The organism is Alteromonas sp. G4i35, from assembly GCF_054960375.1.
On sequence record NZ_JBHNZD010000024.1, the window covers coordinates 26,410 to 47,787 of the forward strand.

Sequence of the window (21,378 nt, forward strand, 5' to 3'; positions counted from 1 at the left end):
AGCTTTTCGTTTTAATGCGGAGAATTGTCGATGTTCACAAGCGCCATTTTAATGGCACTAAAGTCTAATAAAATAAGGTTGAATAGGCATGACTTTGCCTAAAGCTGCAATGAGTGGCATTAGGCAGGGGAAAGTACGCGCCCTATACGCGAGTAAAAGGTAAGGGCTATTAAAAGTTAGAGTGGCCAAGCAGCGTATGAAGCTTTTGATTCTCGGTGAGAAGCTTCTCGAAGCGCTCTGCATTTAATGGTCGGCTGTACAAGAAGCCTTGCAACATTTCGCAATCGTAGCGACGTAAAATATCTAGCTGAGCTTCTTCTTCAACGCCTTCCGCTACCACTTTTAAGCCTAGATTGTGGGCGATATTTATAATGGCAGCCGCCATATGACGATCTACATTACTTTTTGCAATATCGTCAATAAATGCTTTGTCAATTTTTAGCGTGTTTAGCGGGAAACGCTTTAAGTAGGCTAGGGACGAGTAACCTGTACCGAAATCGTCTAGCGCTAGGTGAATACCTCTTTCGCGAAGGCGAGTCATCATTTGAAGGCCGTTTTCAGGACTTTCCATTAGCGTACCTTCAGTTATTTCGCACTCTAAATGTAGTGGTGACAAACCGATATCGCTTAAAATCTTGTTTATTCTGTCGTCTAAGTCGGGTAATTCGAACTGCTTCGCAGATATATTCACAGCTACACGACCACTAAACAAACCTTGGTTTACCCAGCGTTTGGTATCTGCACAAGCCTTTCTTAGCACTTGTTCACCAATTTCTATAATCTGGCCTGTTTGCTCTGCCAGAGGGATAAATTGCCCAGGGCTTACTATGCCTTTTTGTGGGTGCTCAAAGCGCACCAAAGCTTCCATGCTAACTAGCTTACCTGAGGCTATATCTACTTTAGGCTGGTAGTAAACCGTAAACAAGTCATCTTTAATACCTTGTCTTATAAGGTTTTCGATTTGCAGTTGCCTAACGGCGTTTTGATTCATCTCTCCGCTAAAGAACTGGTAGCTGTTACCGCCATTGTTTTTAGCGAAATACATGGCTGTGTCGGCGTTTTTCAGCATTTCTTGGGGAGAAGTGCCGTCGTCAGGGAAGAACGCGATACCAATACTGGCACCCAATACAAACTCTTGCTTATTAATGATAAAGGGGCGAGATAAAGTGTCTAATAGGTTCTGTGCGTAATGCGTTACCGTGTGGATATCGGCATTGTCTTCCATTAACACGCTAAATTCATCACCACCTAAACGATAGCAAGTCGCACTCTTACCCGTAATTCTCTGTAAGCGCTTTGCTATTTGTTTAATTAATATATCGCCCGTTTGGTGACCTAAAGAATCGTTTATTTTCTTAAAGTTATCCATATCCAAACAGAGTAGGGTATGTTGTGCCCCTTTCCGCACCAAGTTCTGGTGGCTAGCTTGGAAGAACGAACGATTCGGAAGCTCCGTGAGCGGGTCGGTATTAGCTAGTTTCAATAGCTCTTTCTCAGTACTTTTTCTTGACGTGATATCACTAAATACGCCTACAAAATGGCTTATTTTTCCGTCATCGTCATGGACGGCGTCTATGTTTAATTCCATTTCATAGCGCTCGCCGTTCACTCGCACACTTTCTACTTCACCTGACCAGTTACCTTTCGCTTTTAGCGTTTTCTTAATTTCTTCGGTAAACGCGTCTGGATATAGATGGAAGTGCATATAGCTTGCTAACGCTTGATCGCGGGTCTCGCCGGTGTAACCGCAATATGCATTGTTTACACTTATGAATTTAAATTGGGTATTAGTTATGAATACACCTTCAGAAATATTCTCAATTGAACGCTTAAATAGATTCAGCTGCTCTTCAGCTTCTTTTAAGTGATGAATATTCTTAAGCGTACCAGTCATTCGTACCGGCTGAGCATTGTGGTCTCTTTCAACCACTTTTCCGCGGTCAAGTATCCAAATCCACTGATTCTTAAATGTCTTTGCGCGGTATGCGAGCTCGTAGAAGTCGCTATTACCTTCAAGATGGTCTCTTAGGGCAGTTTTAACACGGTTTACGTCGTTAGGATGAATGTTTGCATCGTAAGCGCCTGTGGTGCGTATATCATCTTGAGGGAAGTCGAGTGTGCCCCATGTATTTGCACGGTAAACTTGGCCTCTGTATACGTCCCAGTCCCACAGCTCATCTCCAGAACTCCATAGCGTCAGTTTAAGGCGTTCTTCCGACTCTTTAATGGCAAGCTGGTTTGCCTTCCTTATCTGATATTGGCGAACGATAAATGCAAAAATAGCGAATGCGACAATACAGTAAAAAACAATAGCAACAGTATGAAGCCAAGGTGGTCTTGCGATTTGAACTGAAAGATTTCTGCTGTCAGACCACAACCTTCCAGGCGCTTTTGCTTGTACCTCGAAAACGTAGTTTCCAAAGCTTATATTATTAAATTGAGCAACTCTGTCGTCTCCATTATCAATCCAGTTGTCGTCAAAACCAAGCAACCGATATCGGTAAACCACGTGCTGCGGATAAACAGCGTTGAGTAAATTGAAAGATATGCTGAATCTAGACTCATTGTAATCTAGCGCAATCGACTTTTTAGTTCCTATATTTTGTGCCGATGAGAAATAACTTATTTCGCCACTGCTTTCCCTCTGAATTACATTTGACCTATTGTTAGATACCCCAAAAACTTTTAATTCAGAAAGCTCTGGGATAAGTGTTTTCGTCAAATCATCTTTTGAGCTAGTTTTCTTACTCGTTATTATGTTGTAACCAGTCATCCCACCAAAATAGATAGTTTTTTCTGAGGATGCGAAAGCTGAGCTCTCGCCTAAAGAATTGTAGTTAAGCTCTGAATTTGGAACCGAACTTACTTCTTCAAGTTCGGGAAGTTTGATTTGGTGAACTCCCGTAGTATCTGCATACCAAATACTGTTATCGATACCTACGGATGATATTATTAGCCCAGAGTTTTCTGTACGAACTTGCCTTTTGACAAATTCAAGAGAATGCTTGTCGACCTGCAAAATTCCTTTCGAGCGAGTAGTTAACCAGTATGAGTCTGGTGTTTCGTAAACGCCGTAAACGAGTGAATCGAAACCATTGCTCTGATCTAAATTTTTGATCAACTCCCTGTTCTTCAGCGAGTATATACTTACACCTGACTCGCTTCTCAGCCAAAGTCGATTATCATTATCTTTATAGATCGGAACTAAACGGGATGAGTCTATCTCTATTTTTATTGGCTCAACAGATGCTTTAGACGAATCATAACCAAGAGATAGTTTTACCGGTCCCTGTGTATCCTCCCAGATCCAAACTTCGTCCCCTTTGGTATAGAGAAAATCGATAAATAACCCTTCGAACACATGATCTATTAATTGAAGCTTTCCTTCCACCTGCCTCAAAACATAGATGCCATTAGAGGATGCAACCCAGAATGTGCCTTTGGTATCTATTTCAACATCCCAGTAAGTTATTGAGTTCGCAAAATCAGAGAAGGTTTCTGAGAACTTTACTTCTCCGCTAGAGCTATTAATAACGCCAAGTCCTCTTTGTTGAGAAACAACATATATGTCGTTGGCGGAGTCTTCTGCAAAGCCCCATATTGAGGAGTAGTCATCCTCGGATAAGCTCGAAGAATTAAAAACAGATTTATACCTAGTTGTAGCGTAGTCTGGGTGATACCTAAATGCACCGCTCTTTATTGTCGTAACCCAGATACCACCGACTCTATCTGTTACTAGGTTCATGATTGTTGCTGTAGGCAAGCCTGTCAGCTCTTGATTGTCGTGATCAAGGTAGATGACCCTCGGCTGGAAGCTGCCATTTATCTCTGACGTTGCTGCATCACTAAATATGAATAGGCCTGCTTGAGTGCCAATCCAGATGTCGTCATCTTTCTCATAGATTGTTAGGGTATTAAGCGCTTCATCAGACTTAGAAGTGAATGCGTCTTTCAAATGTTGAAGTATTTTACCCGAAGCAGCTATGACATAGATGCCCTCATTGGTTGCAAGCCAATAGTTACCGTTTATTACTTTGATGTCGTGAAGAGAACGAACATCCAAGTTGATTCCCCATGGATTTACTTTTGTTGCGGAATAAAGTGACTCGTTAGCCTTGTCTATAAGCGAAAGCCCAAACTCATTTGAACCTAACCAGGTGCGGTTCGCTTCATCATAAATGACCTTTATAAAACTCTGGTCTTTGTGTATCTGTTTTACAACCTCAATTTGATGACTCTCTTTCGATAACTTGTAAAGAAACTTCAGATCAGCAAATAGAATGTCACCATCGTACGATTCTCCGATGCCAGTAATAAAATCAACTTTAATTACACTATTTTCTCTATTGAAAACTTTGAAGTTGTCACTTTCAGGTTGATACTTGGCAAGACCTGCTTGTGTTCCCACCCATAACTCGCCATGAGAATCTAAGAATAGATTTTGAGTATAGCCGGACGGAAGTGAATTGTGGTCAACATCTGAAGGGTGGTATTGCTTCACCTCATAACCAGAATAGCGATTTAAACCATTGGAGGTCGCGATCCAAATATATCCTTTATTGTCTTCAACGATATCCAATACCGCAGTGTCAGAGAGTCCTTGCTGTTTATTTAGCTCATTGAAATGAAGATCAGAAACCTCTATCGCCTTTGCAGAAGAAAAAAGAATTCCTGACAAAGCCAACAAAAGAAGAGAAATTGAATAAATTAGGGTTGAGCGCACCTACACACCTTTGGCATACGCCATTTATTATTTTTTTATTTCACTGGCGGCATCCCTAACAGCCAGAATAATAAATATGCCGAATTAACTAAGCCTCTACAAGGACTTTTTAGTAATAACAAGAATGATGGTTTACTTATTAACCAACCTTGTCTGCGAATACCACTGGGTATCGGCAGATTGATTAAAATCTTAACGACCGTGGCACGTGCCTACATGCAGCGTTAGTAGTAAGGAATTTCTTTTTTGAATTCAGAAATACTGTTAATCGTTCGTTTTTCTTGCGTGGGAATACTCTCAAATTTTCCACGAGAGAACAGCACCAATTCCCCGCAGCGCTCTCGTTTAGCGAGTTGATGCGCGAAGTCTTGAATCTCTTCGAAACTCAAGCCTTTGATCCTTTCAGCAAGCTTTGCATTTCTATTAAACTCTAAATCTTGCGTACCCAAACTTACCCATAAACGCTGTGACTTCATCGAAAGAGTAAGGTCTCTCTCTTCTAACTGCTTAATAAGGTTTTGTTGGATAGTCGGCCAATAAAAACGATAGAACTCTATTTCATTGAGTTGCTGGAATAAAAAGGCGGTCATTGCATCTAGCAACTGCTTTGGACTGCATTGCGGGCTTTGTATATAGAATGCCATTCCGGGGTGTTGATTATGTGGCACATAGCCTGTACCGACTATGTATCCCAATTGCTGTTCTGTTCTTAACGAATTGAAGAACGGTGCTGCCAGCATCTGTTCAAGAACCATGCATAATGCGGTGTCGGTGAGGCTAGGAGAAGGTGCTTGTAAATAAAGTACGACCGCTGAGTCATCGTGATTACACAACACTTCATGATAAAGAGTTCCGCCTACAGGCAGCTTAGATACAGCACGAGAAAGGGGAGCTCCCCCTGCATTTTTGCAATGGCTATGAAGCGACGTCGAAAATGCCTTTGCTTCTTCGCTTGCCCAGTTGCCATGCATAAATGCCTCTACAAAATAATGCTCAAAGGCTGCACTGCGACAGCTTAGCATCTCGTTATAAGAGATGTTTTCTATCACGTCTAACAATTCAACTGGCGCTTGCGTGTTGCGTTGAATAAGAACACTTAAGCGAGAGAATAAACGGTTAGTCGGCTTATTTAACAGTGAATTATGAAGGCTTTGAATTTGAAGTGCTTTGTGATGTTCAAAGGCTCTTTCGTCAGGAATAAAACCGAGAACGGCGTCAAGAAGTTGACTTGCTAACAATGTCTGCTGATTCGTAAAACCACGGGTGTGTAGGGTAAACCCAGCTTGATGCCCATAAATCCGATAGTGAAGTCCTGCTATTTCAGCTCGGTAGTATTTAGCTTGGAGATGATCGTTAAGTGCGCCGAGCCAAATTCGCTTGGCCGCAACAGAGGTCAAAGAGTCTGAAAACTGAGCTGCGTCGAAAGAGATATAAATATCGCCTTTGGGGCTATGGAATTGTTGGTCCTGAGCGAACCAAAATCGATAGCCACCATTATCTACCAACCTATTTGGAACATTAAACCCCGTTTCAGGGAGGATAAGCGTGTATTCGCTCGCCAAATAAGGGTTGGGTGGGGGAAGACACAATTCTGGAATTTTCTTTGCGCTTTCAAGTGAATGTATTAGCGCATCGTCGATGACTTCAACGCTATATTCAGCCTCATAAAATGCGCAAATCTGAGTGGTTTTAACATCTTTTGATATGACCTTTAAACGAAGGTTCTTGGGCGTGAAAAAAGATAGTGCATGCTCAATTATGCTTCTGTCATAACTACCAATAGTAGAGCGAAGTCTATTTAATTCGTCAGGTTCGAATATAAATTGATGCTGTGCATACTCAGTTATGATCCCAAGCGGCTTCACATTTTCTTCGTACTCTAAGGCCAGCGCATTTAGCTGCGACTTTTCGTGAAAGCGCCATTCTTCAGTCGATGCTTCTCTAATTAATTCGATGTAGCTAAATAGTGCCTCTAACACCTGCGCTTTGTGTTTAAGGCCTTCCTGGGTAAGCTGAAAGCTCACATTAAAATCTTTAAATTTATCGCCTTCTATGCCAGAGCCCGCTATCAGGTTTAACGCCCAATCTTTTTCTTTTAAATAGGCAAGTAGGCTTCCTTCACCTTCGTCACCAATCAAATGGCTGATGTAGTTCAGCGGTTTGGTTTTGTAGTCGTTCTGTAAAGCGGGGAGGGCAAATGTCACTATCATACGTCTAGCAGATTGCAGCGGATGAATGTTGATTTGAATGCCCAGTTCATTTTCTGTGTAAAGCGAAGGCCAGTCGTCAGAGGCTAACTGTCCACTTGGCAATGTCCCAAAACACTGATTCACTAACGCCTCGAGTTGACGTATTGGCATAGGACTGGCTATGCACAAGCGCATATTAAGCGCACAGTAATACGATTGGTGCAGTGCCTTTAGGCGCCGTTTAAGCTCTGTACATTCGTGTTGAGAAAAGGTATCGCAATTGCCTACAGAAAATTTTGCAAAAGGATGTTCTGGATTACATGTCTCTTTATGAATTTGATAAAGGCGGCGAAGGTCGTCTTTTTTCTTAAACTCAAATTCAGCATGAATGTTCTTTATTTCGTTGGTTAGCGCGTCTTCTTCAAATAAGGGTTGCCTAAGCATATCTGCAAATGCAGGCAATGTTTGCGCAATAGCGTCACCGCTGCAATTAAAATGGTAATTTGTGTACTCGGTACCTGTCCACGCGTTGATTGTGCCGCCGTGTTGCTCAATGAATCCATTTATAGCATTGGGTTTGGGCAAATGACGGCTACCCATAAAAAGCATGTGTTCAAGAAGATGGGCTAACCCTTGGCAATCGTTTGGGTCATAAAAGTGTCCGGCTCTTACCGCCATTGAAACAAAAGATTCACTCGCTTCTGGCGTGTGACATAACATGGCACGCAACCCATTAGGTAAAGTAACGTGATGTGCGTTTTCTAAATTTATGGTGTTGTTCACATTGTCTCGTTTTTGGTCAAGAGCACCTTACTGCTGGAGCGTCTATAAAGAGAAACTTCACAAAACGTTAAATAATGTACGAAAATTCTCACTATTCGCCGTTTAGCGCTAGGCGTAGTATCAGCTCTCTGATATCGTTAGCATACTTTCATTAATACTATGCGCAATGTTATGTCAGGTCAAAGTAGCAACGACGACATTTATCTTTTCATTATGCGTCACGGTGAAGCAGAAGCGCCCAGACTCGATGATAAAAGCAGGCAACTTACACCATTAGGTAGAGAGCAAGCCAAAACAGCAGCTTTATGGTTAAAAGACCAGTATTGCCAGAAAGGCATTGTGGACTTAGCGCTTGTGAGCCCTTATCGTCGAGCCAAACAGACCCATGATATGGTATCGCTTGATATCATTGCGAACAAAGTTGAAAATAATGAAGATATTGTTCCGGAAGGCTCGCCAAGACTGGTGAGTGATTATATTGATGGACTTCTTCACGCCGCGGTCAATTCCAAAAAACCAATCAAAAAACTTCTTGTTGTTAGTCACATGCCGCTAGTTAGCTATCTCGTTGATGAACTGTGCCAGTCTTACACCACAAGTTTGTTTTCTACGGCCTCAATTGCTGTTATCAAGTATTCTTTAAAAGAGCACAAAGGCACGCTGGTAACGCATTATCAAGGACTGTAAACGCCTTGCTCCTTCTTAGCGATTAATTTCGGAAATTGAACAATTAATCGTTAAGTATATTCCCACATGGTCGATAGACTCTTTGAGAGTGTCAAAGTTTATTCTATTGAAGGGTTGGGAAATGGACAGCAAATCTATTCCTGAGCTCCTTAAACGTTCATTGCAATCGCATATGGCGGAGGCTGATTTACGTGAAGATAAGGAGACGCAGGATATTATTGCCAAATTATCTGAATTGTCAGATAAGGTCGCTGCTGCGAAAGCTAGAGCGCTGGCAAATAGAGCACAGCGTCTAGCTGACGAATCAAAAGGTTAGCTGATAAGGCCGAAAGGCAGGTTAACCACCAAAACGCTTAGTGGTCGTTATTCGACTCTTTAGGTGCAACATAGTATTCCGGCATGATTCTGACGGTTTTTATCATGCTTTCTGAAATGTCTACAATTTCTAACGGATAACCCGCCAAACGCACGCTTACTTTGTTCTCAGGAATATCTTCAAGATACTCAAGTAATAAACCATTAAGGGTTTTAGGGCCTTCCGTAGGCAGGTTCCAATCCATTTCTCTGTTCAATTCCCGGACGTTGGCACTACCATCAACCAATACTGAACCATCCTGTTGTACGTGTGCTTCTTTACTGTGGTCTGGAACCATACTGGTGGTAAAGTCACCGATAATCTCTTCAAGAATATCTTCAAGAGTGACTAGACCCATAATGTCGCCATACTCATCAACGACCAAAGCAATGCGCTCTTTTTCCGCTTGAAACTTATACATCAGCGTGTGCAGTGGGGTAGATTCTGGTGTGTAGTAAATCTCACGAACTGCGCGAAGCAAACTTGATTTAGTGAACTGGTCTTTTGATAGAAGGCGCAGGGCGTCACGCACATGCACAAAGCCTACCGCATCGTCGACACTGTCTCGGTATAATAAAACACGGGTATGTTGAGCATGGGTTAAGGCTTTTTGAATTTTCTTCCAATCGTCGTTAATGTCGATAGCAAAAATTTCAGCACGTGGCACCATGATATCTTCGGCCGTTACGCTTTCTAAGTCCAAAATACTCACCAACATATCTTGGTGTCGCTTAGGGATCATAGCACCAGCTTCGAAAACCACGGTTCTTAACTCTTCTCGACTTAACGAGTCGTCACTTCCACTTGCAGGACTAATTCTTAGCAAAGCTAGAATGCCGTTTGTGATACCGTTAATCGCTGCCACAAAAGGGTACAGCAATGTAAGTAGTGGAAGCAGAATAATGGAGCTCGGAAATGCCACTTTTTCTGGATACAGCGCAGCCAGTGTTTTCGGCGTTACTTCTGCAAAAATAAGTAGGACCAGCGTTAAGCCAAAGGTAGCAGCAAACAGCCCCCAATAGTCACCGAATAAACGAATACAAAGTATGGTTGCAAGCGAGGATGCTGCAATATTAACTAAGTTGTTTCCGATGAGAATAAGGCCGATAAGGCGATCAGGTCGTTCTAGAAGTTTAGCAACACGTATAGCTGAGCGGTTGCCTTCTCCTTGCAAATGCTTGAGTCGATAACGATTAATCGACATCATGCCAGTTTCTGAACTAGAGAAATACGCAGATAGTAATATGAGTACGCCGAGCGCGATAAACAGCGTACTCGTTGATATGTCGTCCAATTAATGGGTTCCTGTCTTAACTTAGGCTTCAAATGTATTGATTTGAGGTGCGAGTTTCAAGGGAAAATTGTTGATATGCCCCTAATTAACTAGATAACACCCAAAAGTGACAAGCGCCGCCGAGCCGCCTAAAAAGCCAGCCCTGCAGCGAGCTCAGCAATAAATACAGGGAATTTTAAAGAAGAAATTCGCGAACTAATTTGCTACCAAAATAGGCAAGGGACAGTAGCGTCACACCCAAGACTGTCATCACAATAACTTGTCGCCCGCGCCAACCCCGAAGTTTCTGGCCTATTAAAAGAATGAGAAAAACAACGAGAGCGGCCGCTGATAGCACCGTTTTATGCGCGTAAGTTTTGTTAAACATATCTTCTAAGAAAACAAACCCGCTAATTAGTGAGACGGTTAGTAAACAAGTTCCCGCAAGCAACAGCTTGAACAAAATGTTTTCTACAAGCATTAAAGGCGGTAGTGATGAATGTAGTAGCGCAGCACCTTTTTGCTTTAACCGGTAGGTAATGTAGGACATTTGCAGTGCGTATAAGAATGCAATGACCAAAGTGCAGTAAGCAAACAATGACAAACTAATATGGATAACTAAGCCCGGCTGCAGCTCTATGTGCATGATGTACGACACGGGAATAAACTGTGAGGCGAGTACCGTAAGACTTGCAAAGCCGAAAACAACAGGAAGTAAAATAAGATTAGGAATGGCGCGGGCAAATATAAGCATGGATACTGTGATTATCCACGACACTAATGAAAGTACGTTGGTTACACTCATGTCTTGCCCAGGCGCGACAATAATAACGTTGGTGAGAAAAGCGATATGTGCAATTGCCCCAACACTAGCGATGGATAGCCCCAATCGCTTATTCGGGCCGTCTTGGTGTACGAATTTGCCAATAAGTACTGCCGCAGCTAATGCGTAGAGTAAAGCAGCAGAAATGGCGAAAAGGGTGTTCATGATGCGTCCTGTAATAGGTAGGTGACGTCTTCACCGACTGAGTCGGTATTGATACTGCAACTTGCAAGTAAATTCAACCATCTCCTTGATTTTGTTTGTTTCACACCCACTTTTAGTGTGGGTATAGGATCATGGAAGGACAATTTTTACTCCATATCGACTTCGAAATTCGTACATCAAATTTCGACAACCCTTGACGCAAAAGTTTAAAAATTTAACCGCAATTGTGGGTACGTTACCGTTCGCTTTTACGTTACAATGCGGGCATTACGTCTGAAATAAAAAGAAGTTTCATACTATGTTTGAGAATTTATCAGAACGCTTAGGCCAGACATTACGAAATGTCAGCGGTAAAGGGCGTCTTACTGAAGACAATATTAAAGAAACGCTACGCGAAGTGCGTATGGCGCTACTTGAAGCCGACGTTGCGCTACCCGTAGTAAAAGCGTTTGTTGCACAGGTAAAAGAGCGTGCAGTTGGTACCGAAGTAACCAAAAGCCTCAAGCCTGGCCAAGTATTTATTAAAATCGTTCAGTCTGAACTAGAGTCGGTGATGGGGGAGGCGAACGAAAAGCTTAACCTCGCAACTCAACCTCCGGCTGTTGTGCTTATGGCGGGCTTACAAGGTGCGGGTAAAACTACGTCTGTAGGTAAACTTGCGAAATACCTAACTGAGCGCGAGAAAAAGAAAGTGATGGTAGTGAGTGCCGACGTTTATCGTCCGGCCGCTATCAAGCAGCTTGAAACCCTTGCCGGTGAAGTGAATGTAGCTTTTCACCCGTCAACGATTTTACAAAAGCCCATTGATATCGTTAACGATGCCATTGTTGAAGCGAAGAAGAATTTCTTCGATGTACTACTAGTGGATACAGCAGGTCGTTTGCATGTCGACAACGACATGATGGACGAAATTAAAGAGCTTCACGCTGCCGTTAAGCCAATTGAAACTCTGTTCGTGGTTGATGCCATGACTGGTCAGGATGCTGCGAATACGGCAAAGGCGTTTAACGACGCGCTACCGCTAACCGGTGTAATACTGACCAAAGCAGATGGTGATGCACGAGGTGGTGCTGCACTGTCGGTTCGTCATATCACGGGTAAACCTATCAAGTTTATCGGTATGGGCGAAAAGGTTGATGCACTAGAGCCTTTCCACCCTGAGCGTATTGCGTCTCGTATCTTGGGCATGGGCGACGTACTTAGCCTCATCGAAGAGGTTGAGCGTAAAGTCGATAAGTCGAAAGCGGAAAAGCTGGCCAAGAAGGTACAGAAAGGAAAAGGCTTCGACTTGCAAGACTTTAAAGATCAGCTTGAGCAAATGAAGAACATGGGCGGCATGATGGGAATGCTTGATAAGCTTCCTGGCATGGGCGGTATGTCTGATAAAATCAAAGATCAGGCAAACGACAAGCAGTTTAACCAAATGGAAGCCATCATTAATTCAATGACACCGGCCGAACGTGCGCGCCCAGATATGATTAAAGGGTCGCGTAAGCGCCGTATTGCAGCAGGCTCAGGTACGCAAATTCAAGACGTAAACCGTTTACTTAAGCAGTTTACGCAAATGCAGAAAATGATGAAAAAGATGTCTGGCGGCGGCATGAAGAAGATGATGCGCCAGATGAAAGGCATGATGCCTCCGGGTGGCGGTTTTGGAGGCCCTGGTGGTCCAGGCGGCCCAGGTGGATTCGGCGGTCCTGGCGGGTTTGGCGGAGGCGGTGGCTTCCCACCACGTTAAAAGACTATCGCATTACTTAACAATGCTTAAAAACCTCAATCGCAGCAATGCATTGAGGTTTTTTTATTTTTTTGCATCCAGTTTCACTCATCAATCGTTTGGCTTGTTGAACAGGACGTGAGCAGTACTTATCGCATCGCGCGTTTAAGTGACGTCTCTTCACGAATCAACAAGTACGGAGATGAAGATGGAATTCAATAAAACATCACAGCAAAAATTAAAACTGTCACTGTTGGCGACGGCAATGGTTCTCGCGCTAAGTGCCTGCGACGGTGACGACGGAACAGATGGTGTCGATGGGACTGATGGCGCGCCTGGCCAAGATGGTGCACCCGGTCAAGATGGAACCCCAGGCTTCGCGTCTGCGACATTCTTGGTCGCAAATAATGGCGATGACAACCGCAATACGGTTACCTCGATTGACCAAAACGCGAATGTTTTATCCACGGTAACCACAGGAGCCAACGAGGGGATTGTATTCACGCAAAGCGGAAGCTTAGTACAAGCTGGCGACAGTGATTTACCGTTATTAAGAACGCTTTGTAATTTTGAAGCTCAAGCCGACTACATGATGAGTGCAGGGCACGAGATAACGGGCGCAGCTACGGGCCTTGTTAACCCGAAAGGTATTGCCTTTGCTGAAAATGCAGGTTTAGTTATGGTGGCTGACTTTAACGGTCAAAAGGTTAGCGTATTCGGTAGCCAAGCAGTAGGCAATGTTGCACCGATTGCAGAAATAATGACCTCAGCAAAACCATGGGATGTGGCCTATGACGAACAAAGCGATAGATTGTTTGTTGCACTGACCGATGGGACACTTGCGGTTTACGATAATGTCGCTGGTTCTGATTTTGCGCCCGCAGTTATGCGTTCAGTGGTGCCTTCAGATGCAGACGGAAATCAAATATCGATTAATCTGCACGGTATCGCTTACGAGCCTATGTCTAATCGTATGGTATTGTCAGACGTTGGCGATGCTGCAATTGCTGATGATGGTCAAATTTTTGTTTTAGAAAATGTTTCATCAGCTGATGGCGCTGTCGTACCAAGCAGAGTTATTGGCGGCGCATCGACCCAGCTTGGTAATCCGGTAGACATTGTTTTAACCGGTTCTGATCTTCGCGTGGCGGAAAAATCCAATGACGCCATTTTGGTGTTCTCAAACATATTTAACGGTGCGAGCGGCGACGTTGCACCAACGCTATCAACGCCTTCAGTAAAACCAGAGTCGTTGGCCGAGTTAACTCAGCTGAACGAGATGACAGACGCATCGGACGATGGCATAACTACCATGCCTATTATGGGCCTTTCGGTATCAAGTAACCCTGCAAGCGAAGGTCCAACCACGGGGCAAGTAGCGCAATACAGCGCTGTACTTTCCAGTGAGCTAAGCACTTTTGACGCTGGTATGAGCATTGAGAGTGCCGCTTTCACGGCTAGCGGTGATGGCGTCATTACCTTCGATGATGTTGAAACCTCAACGGGTGGTTTACTCGTGATTAATCGCCTCAAAACCATGCGAGACGGTATGATGTATAGCGATAATTTCGACCACATGATTGCGGGTAGCGATACAGGCTTGATTGCACCTAAAGGGTTAGACATTGCCTCAGAAGCAGGTGTGGTATTTGTGGCAGATGTTAACGAAGCTACTCCTGCCGTTCGCGTATTCTCGCCTTGTGCGTCAGGCAATGTTGCGCCTCTATTAACACTTGAAGCGGCCAACGGGGCGCGCCCTTGGGATGTGGATTACGACCCATCAACTGATAGCGCGTATCTGGCGTTAACTAACGGTTCGGTTGCCGTGTTTGAAGAAGTGATGCGCAAAATGGAAAGCGGTGAAACCGTAATTACGGGTGAAGATAGGCTGATTGTCCCTGCAAGTGGTGGGACAGCATTTGCCGCGCCAACCAACATCCATGGCATAGACTATGATAGCCAAAGCGATAGTTTGGTCATTTCTGATGTAGGCAGCGCAGCGGATGCTACTGACGGTAAATTGTACGTGATTCCTGGCGCAGGCAGTGCCGATGGCATAACGGATGTATCCGTCAATATTGCAGGACCGAACTCAATGTTGGGTAATCCGGTAGACTTGATGCTCAGCAATGGCCATGTATATGTTGCTGAAAAATCAAATGGCATGATCCTGCGCTTTGATAATATTCTAAATGCAGCCTCGGGTGATATTACGCCCAGCTTTAGCATGATGTATCCCGCACCAGAGTCGGTAAATGTATTGTCAGTGAAGTAAAACAGCTGATAGACAGCTTTATAGAAACAGTTCAGTTAATTTCATCGCTGTTCTATGAAAGCTCAATGCTTTCGCTAAGGCGGCACGTACCTAATCAGTACGTGCCGCTTTATATTCATGTGGCGTTATTGGGATATTCAAAAGCTTTGCCAACTTAACTTTTAAACAATAGCATGCTTTATAACCAACAAATCACCGCGCATCTGTGCAAATTCGTGAATTCATAATACACTGACGGGCTACATCGTGCGCATGTGCTCGCTTTCTTTCAGGTATGCAACTTTTACCCTATCAAAGCAGGTACAGTTTTGTGCTGTGTGAGCGTTCACACGGCAGAGTTATTGATACAGGAACACTATGGCAGGCTTAAAACGTATTATTCTTATCGACACGCATTTACCAGGCGTGGTCGAGCTAAAGCTTGATGGACACACCAATATTTGTGGTACCAATGCGTCGGGTAAAACCACGCTTCAACGACTTATTCCCGTGTTTTACGGCGAGTACCCAAGTCGCGTGGTACCGGCAACCCGTGACAGCTTTGAACGCTGGTATTTGCCTCGTTTATCTAGCTTTATTATTTATGAATACACGCGTGCCGAAGGTGACCTGTGCCAAGCAGTGTTAAGCTCAAATGGAACCGGCGTCAATTATCGTTTAATCGGCAAGCCATTTGAAATCAGTGATTATTTGATAGAGCAAAAGAACGGCAAACACGCTAGTGTAAGCAGCGCCGAGCTTGCACGCGCCATGAAGCGTAACAACATATTGGTTACGAGCTTACTTAATACGAAAGACTTCCGTGCAATCATTCAAAACGACCACGGGGTGCTTAACCAGAGTAACAATGCCCGTGAGCTATTAGGCTACGCCAAAATCTTTAGCCTTTGCGAACCGTCGAAACACATGCGCCACATTGAGAAGTTGGCTAAAGCGGTTCACTCTAAAGAAGGCAAGATGGAAACTATCAAGGCCATGATTGCCGCCATTTTAGAAGAGGACGGTGTTACGCCACCTACTTCAGGCCTAAGCCGCCACCGCGTCGATGACTGGATTAAAGAATGTCACTTAATTAAACAATTCGACAAAATTCGCCCTGAATTTTCTAAACTCGAACAAGCTGACATGGCGTTAACCACAACAGAGCAAGTGCTTGCTAACCTCAAGCATAGCTTCGAGCTTGATAAGACCTACTTGGCTGCGCGCGTTGAAACAACAAAGAATGAACTGGATGAGAATAGCTTCCAGCGCAAACAAACGGACAGCGAGTGGGGTGATACCCGTGATCACCTAAACCAGGTAATTTCATCTGCTCGCGCTGATGTTGAGAAGTTCACCAGTGAACTTGATACGGTAGAGCGTGAATTCGATAAGTGGCAAGACGAAAATATTGAGCAGCTTAAAGAAGACGTGGCAAATCTAGCGCAGTGGCAAAATGAAAAGGCCATGGCCGATAGTCGCTATGTACTGCTTACTGAAAAACACCAAGATATTGAGTCGGCCTACAATAAGCGCTTGGCTGAGCTAGGTGAAAAGCTGTCAATTACCCTGGAAGAAATGTCAGCCGCACGCCAAGAAGCCGCAGAGAATAAAGCTGAGCAGCAGCAGAGCGAGCGTGAAGCATTAAGTCGCATTCAGAGCGACTACAATAGCCAGCTAAGCGCGCTTCAGAACGATTACCAAAATAGTTTGAATGAGCTAAAAGTTGCTGAAGCTGAACTTAAAGCTTCACTAAGTAACGCAGGCTACAACGAGTTTGAACAATCTCAGCTAGATATTCTTGATGCGGCCATTAAAGAAGCATCGATTAATGAAGATGCAGCGCGCGGTGAGCTGCGACAAGCGCAGCAGGCGCACAGTAAATCAGTTGAGTTTCGCAAAGAATGTTCAAATGCGTTAGATAAAGCACGCAACGCCTTTCAACAAGAAGAAAAAGCGGTTAACAAAATTAATGCGCTTCTTTACCCTGGCGAAGGCTCGCTACTTGAGTTCTTGCGCGCCAATGTCGATGACTGGGAGTTATCCTTAGGTAAAGTTGTGCGTCCTGAGCTACTAGAGCGCACTGATTTAGCGCCTGCTATGGCAAAGGATGCACAAGGCGACAGCCATACCTTTATGGGCGTTAAGTTAGCACTTACTGAACTTGATACCCCAGACTATGCCTTTACCGAGCAAGCGCTTAAGCAGCAACTGCAAGAAGCTGAAATTCGTCAAGCCGCTGCCCTTGCTGCGCAAAACGAATGCGAACAGCGCTTGGCGAAAGCGAACGAAGATGTGCGCAACGCCGAGCTTGTGGTTACCCAAAAAGACAACGCTGTTAAGAGTGCCGAAGCCAGCCGTAAACGCGCACAGCAAGACCGCGATACGGTACTTAGCGAATATCAGCAGGCGCTTTCTGCACGTAAGCAAAAAGCCAAAACTAAGCTTGAAGCGAATCAGCAGTCGCAAAAGCAAGCGAAGGCGCAGTTTGAGCTTAGTCGTGACGAAATCAAAGATCAGCAGCGCGAAGCGGAAACCGAACACAAATTCCATTGGCAGCAGCTTATTGCTGACAGTGAGGCACGTATATCTCAGCTTGATAGCGACATGCGTAAGGCGAAAGACAATGCTGCCCAAGACCGCAAAGATATGCAGGATTGGCTAGAAAGCGAATTGAGCAATCGCGGTGTGGATGTTGATGAAATAGGTCAGCTTAAAAAGCAAATCAATAAGCTTAAAGAAGACATAACGCGCACTGAAACCCACCGTCATAAAGTAGCCGACTACGAGCGTTGGTACACTAACGTGTTTACCAAGCAAAAAGTGGTATGGCAGGAAGGCTTGTCTAAGTCGCGTAAGTTATTGGGCGAATCTGAGCGTAATTTAGCCAGCAAACAAGCAACCTATAAAGCTAACCGCGAACAGCTTCAAGAGCAGCACGGGCAGCTTGAAACTACGCTTAAAACTGCCAGTGAGCACTTGGAACAGGTTAAAACCTTAAGTAAATCTCTTGCCAAGCTTACGCTTCAGGCAGGTGATGAAACGGCTGAAATTAAGCACGACGATGTAAGTATTGGTCAGCGTATTTCAGAAGTGCAAAGCCAGCTTCAAGAGCGCGAAAACTTACTAAGCGATATTCGCGCCTATGTAGAGCGGTTCGATCAGCTTATTGCCGCGCAAGCGGGCACAGGTTTGTCGGATACGTGGGAGCGCGCCCGTGAAGAGTGTGCAACGCTGAACGCCCACGGCGTGAAGAGCTTTGATCATCGCCGTATGGTGTCGCATTTAGCACAGCTTCTAAACGTGATTGTTCCGCAAAAGCTACAGGGCTTGCGTGAGCAAGGCCGTATCTTTGGTGCCGATCTTTCGCAATACTACTTTGTACTTGCCGATATCGACAAACGCATTGTGTCGCAAAGCCGCCGTATTACCCAAGAGGTCGACGGCGACCTTTCTCTTGATGGTGTATCAGACTCGGCTGTTAAAATTCGCTCACGTATTAGTGAACTTGAATTCTGGCCCGAACTTGAGCAATTCAGAAAGCTCTATGAGCACTGGATGGAAGAGGGGGCTAACGAGTTACCGGAAGAAGAATACGGTCAAAGTATGCGCCGGGTTCTTGATATTCTTGGCCGTGCAGCGCTTACGGGCGGCATTAGCAAGCTACTTGATATCGAGCTACACCTTCGTGAGGGTAAAAGTGACCTTGTCATTCGTACTGACCGCCAGCTTAACGAGTCATCAAGCCACGGAATGGCCTACCTTATTCTGTGTAAATTCTTACTCGCTTTCACCCGTCTGCTGCGCGGCGATGCCGACGCCACAGTGCATTGGCCTATCGATGAACTAGGTACACTTCACCAAAACAACGTGAAGAAAATCTTTGAAGCGTGTCAAAACAATAACATTAGTGTAGTCGGCGCATTCCCTAACCCAGAGTCAGAAGTATTGACGTTGTTTGAAAACCGCTACTTGATAGATAAGGTGACCCGCCAACTGCAGGTGGTTCAGCCCAAAGCAAGCTCTATAGGGGCGCGCATTAAACAGAAAAAAGAAGCAGAAAAGAACAGTGAAGTAGCAGGTGAGGAGACATCAGCATGATGACAGAACAAGGCCGTGTACTGAGTGCACTTTTACAAGGCGCGTTTATATGTCAGGTGACCGATGAAGAGGCATGGCGTTATCTTAAATCAAGAGACAACGCTGCGCAGTTAGAACCTCATTTAGCGTTATTAAATCGTACATTATCGACCACCGCTGAGGGGGACGTATTCTTTGCCAGCTTCCTCACCATTGGTGAGAACGAGCGCAAAGTGCTTACACAGCAGTTCCAAGATACAGCATCTAACCTAGTGCCTCTGGTAGAGTGGTTATTGCTAGTTCAGCAAGCTAATGAATCTGATATGCCCATTACCATGGGTAGCGCTATTCGATTAAACGAGCTGCAAACTACCATTGAAGATACGCCCGCCTATGCTGAGCAGTTAGAGAAAATATCGCGCTATCGCATGTTTGGTTCTACCAGTGTGAATTTGGATGGTCAGCTAAAGCAGGTGTTTAAACGCTTAACTGAAATGGGTTATCTGATTAAGCCAAACCCAGATAAACAGATTTATTTGGGCACTGGCAAAATTGAACACCTTTACGAAATGCTACGTTTCATTGATGAAACCGAAGCGCTGAGTTTATCTGAGCAGGCGGAGGCCGCTATTTCGCAAGGTAGCTTGATATGAGTCAGGTGTTAATTCAGGCAGGAACTAAACTATTAAACGCATTGGGTCGTCACAGCGACCTGATCATGCAGGCGTACATTAATGGTTCAGTAAAAGAGCGTGATCACAGCCCTAAGGTATTAGACCAGCTTGTTCAACTAGGCGTATTATGGCGTCCGGAAGCGCAAAGCGAACTGCGTTTGAAAAGCGCGGTGAGAACGCTTTTAGAGGGGAGCTTACAAGACGAGCGCAACCGGACTATCAACGCCAATATTGGTGCGTCGCTGGCAAGTCTTAAAACCCTAACCGAGCACTATAAAGAAGCCCTTCACTACAACAAGTATAATGAAGCGGCAGCCCACATGGGCGATTTGACCGAGCATGTCTATCAGCTTTCAGAATCATTGAGTAATAGCGTGCGTGTCATGTTTGGCCGTATTAACAATGAGTTTGGCTACGTGTCTTCGGTTGAAGCTAAAATTCGCGAAAATGAGTTAGCGCAAGGACAGGTAACCGACTTACTTGCCCAGCTTGAGTGTTTCCGCTTCGATGAGTTAAGTGAACTGGCAGGTTCTAACCGTGAACTTCGTCACTTGCTGGTGGTGTCGCTACAACAGCGCTTTGCTAAAGCTGCACAGGAGCTGTCAGTAGTACAAGCACGCTTATTAGACTTGTTAGGCCGGTTTAGAGAGTTCCAAGGTCGAACACGCTTGCTTAAAGGCTTCTTGCTACACATGGAGCAGCAGCCTGATTTTGCGCCAGGCAACTACGCTAACCTGACTAACGTACCTGTGTTGTTTAACCAATCGGACGCGATTATTGCTAACGCCGCCCCAGACGTGAACAACGTTGAGCATGAAGCCGATTACCAAAATATAGTGGCGTCGTTAACCCACGTACACAAACGCCAGACTAAACACGAAGACACAAAACCGGTCGACATTGATGTGACTGAGCAATCGACCTTGTCACTTGAAAAAGATCCATTGCAGCAAGCAGTAGAAGCGTATTTCTGTGAAGTCATCGACTCTGGTCAGCCTAAAACGGCGCTGGATTACTTTGAAGAACAGGCGTTAGACTTTGACCCTGAAGTGTGGATTTATCAGGTGATCGGGGGGTATCAAGCCCTAAACGATGAAGATAAGCAGTTTTTTGCATTAGAATCCCACGGTAATAACGATAAAGTCTATACGGGTAATTTCTATATTAACGATATTACATTGGGCTTGCGTTAACGTCATTTCTTAATTTTACCCATCGCCTGTAAAAGTAAGTCTGGCCCACGTTTATTAAGGGTGTGCCAGGCTTTCATACAACGCCAACGGTTCAAATTTAAACGTAAGTTAACAATGTTGATTAACTTCGTTCTTTTCTTTTTCACGCCAATTTTTGCGATGTGTGACACTTGGAACCTGTCAAAAAACACCTATAATGCAATAGGTGTTTACACTTATTTAACATTGTGAACTAAAAGCTTCATCGCGGCGTAACACTATCGTCAATTCAGCGGTCTACATTATTAGCCCTGTTAAACCTTTGAACCAAGTTAAAGGTTTATAGGTCCTATCGTAGTTCAACAACGACGCGTTATTGATGCTTTGGGTGTTAAATAGCTCGGTGTAGACACAAAAAAATTATCGCTACTGCTAGGACGCAGAGCATGTTGTGGTACTGCCGCGTACAGTACGAAGAGGAAG

Annotated in this window: 11 protein-coding genes; 7 read left to right on the forward strand and 4 right to left on the reverse strand. The window is 44.5% G+C overall.

Translation table 11 applies throughout. The annotated features are described in order from the left end of the window. Positions 1 to 169: 169 nt before the first annotated feature. Positions 170 to 4,723 carry an EAL domain-containing protein gene (locus ACFI6L_RS15535; RefSeq protein WP_321825237.1) on the reverse strand — a complete coding sequence of 1,518 codons (4,554 nt, stop codon included), beginning with the start codon at positions 4,721 to 4,723 and terminating at the stop codon, positions 170 to 172. 224 nt (positions 4,724 to 4,947) lie between these two features. After that, a complete protein-coding gene (locus ACFI6L_RS15540) occupies positions 4,948 to 7,695 on the reverse strand; it encodes an insulinase family protein (protein WP_321825238.1) in 2,748 nt (915 codons plus the stop codon). Positions 7,696 to 7,866: 171 nt separating this feature from the next. On the opposite strand from ACFI6L_RS15540, the gene sixA reads away from it, so the two are divergent. Both sixA and ACFI6L_RS15550 read left to right on the forward strand, forming a co-directional pair. Further along, positions 7,867 to 8,382 (forward strand): phosphohistidine phosphatase SixA, encoded by a 516-nt coding sequence (gene sixA, locus ACFI6L_RS15545; protein WP_014976012.1) that lies wholly within the window; start codon positions 7,867 to 7,869, stop codon positions 8,380 to 8,382. Between the two features lie 121 nt (positions 8,383 to 8,503). Beyond that, positions 8,504 to 8,698, forward strand: coding sequence for a hypothetical protein (locus ACFI6L_RS15550; protein WP_014978722.1), 195 nt, complete (start codon positions 8,504 to 8,506; stop codon positions 8,696 to 8,698). 37 nt (positions 8,699 to 8,735) lie between these two features. On the opposite strand, the gene ACFI6L_RS15555 is transcribed toward ACFI6L_RS15550, so the two are convergent. Continuing rightward, entirely contained in the window at positions 8,736 to 10,031 is a 1,296-nt protein-coding gene (locus tag ACFI6L_RS15555) for an HlyC/CorC family transporter (protein ID WP_014948817.1), read from the reverse strand. A 175-nt stretch (positions 10,032 to 10,206) separates the two neighbouring features. After that, positions 10,207 to 10,998 carry a cytochrome C assembly family protein gene (locus ACFI6L_RS15560; protein WP_014948818.1) on the reverse strand — a complete coding sequence of 264 codons (792 nt, stop codon included), beginning with the start codon at positions 10,996 to 10,998 and terminating at the stop codon, positions 10,207 to 10,209. A 298-nt stretch (positions 10,999 to 11,296) separates the two neighbouring features. Between ACFI6L_RS15560 and ffh the strand changes: the two genes are divergently transcribed. The 5 genes from ffh (at position 11,297) to ACFI6L_RS15585 (ending at position 20,916) form a co-directional block, all read left to right on the forward strand. After that, entirely contained in the window at positions 11,297 to 12,736 is a 1,440-nt protein-coding gene (ffh, locus tag ACFI6L_RS15565; RefSeq protein ID WP_014948819.1) for a signal recognition particle protein, read from the forward strand. Positions 12,737 to 12,923: 187 nt separating this feature from the next. Continuing rightward, positions 12,924 to 14,990, forward strand: coding sequence for a hypothetical protein (locus tag ACFI6L_RS15570; protein WP_462574385.1), 2,067 nt, complete (start codon positions 12,924 to 12,926; stop codon positions 14,988 to 14,990). A 357-nt stretch (positions 14,991 to 15,347) separates the two neighbouring features. Beyond that, positions 15,348 to 19,070: an ATP-binding protein gene (locus tag ACFI6L_RS15575; RefSeq protein ID WP_101563862.1), complete on the forward strand. Its 3,723-nt coding sequence runs from the start codon at positions 15,348 to 15,350 to the stop codon at positions 19,068 to 19,070. Beyond that, positions 19,067 to 19,702: a condensin complex protein MksE gene (locus ACFI6L_RS15580; RefSeq protein WP_014976014.1), complete on the forward strand. Its 636-nt coding sequence runs from the start codon at positions 19,067 to 19,069 to the stop codon at positions 19,700 to 19,702. Before ACFI6L_RS15575 ends, ACFI6L_RS15580 begins: the two co-directional genes overlap by 4 nt. Further along, positions 19,699 to 20,916: a phosphoenolpyruvate carboxylase gene (locus ACFI6L_RS15585; RefSeq protein ID WP_075176223.1), complete on the forward strand. Its 1,218-nt coding sequence runs from the start codon at positions 19,699 to 19,701 to the stop codon at positions 20,914 to 20,916. Before ACFI6L_RS15580 ends, ACFI6L_RS15585 begins: the two co-directional genes overlap by 4 nt. The last annotated feature ends 462 nt before the right edge of the window (positions 20,917 to 21,378 follow it).

Bases quoted from the DNA above. Each gene is read 5' to 3' on its own strand.
- ACFI6L_RS15575 (WP_101563862.1), top strand. From the start codon at position 15,348: ATGGCAGGCTTAAAACGTATTATTCTTATCGACACGCATTTACCAGGC.
- ACFI6L_RS15560 (WP_014948818.1), bottom strand. From the start codon at position 10,998: ATGAACACCCTTTTCGCCATTTCTGCTGCTTTACTCTACGCATTAGCT.
- sixA (WP_014976012.1), top strand. From the start codon at position 7,867: ATGTCAGGTCAAAGTAGCAACGACGACATTTATCTTTTCATTATGCGT.
- ACFI6L_RS15585 (WP_075176223.1), top strand. From the start codon at position 19,699: ATGAGTCAGGTGTTAATTCAGGCAGGAACTAAACTATTAAACGCATTG.
- ACFI6L_RS15580 (WP_014976014.1), top strand. From the start codon at position 19,067: ATGATGACAGAACAAGGCCGTGTACTGAGTGCACTTTTACAAGGCGCG.
- ACFI6L_RS15570 (WP_462574385.1), top strand. From the start codon at position 12,924: ATGGAATTCAATAAAACATCACAGCAAAAATTAAAACTGTCACTGTTG.
- ACFI6L_RS15550 (WP_014978722.1), top strand. From the start codon at position 8,504: ATGGACAGCAAATCTATTCCTGAGCTCCTTAAACGTTCATTGCAATCG.
- ffh (WP_014948819.1), top strand. From the start codon at position 11,297: ATGTTTGAGAATTTATCAGAACGCTTAGGCCAGACATTACGAAATGTC.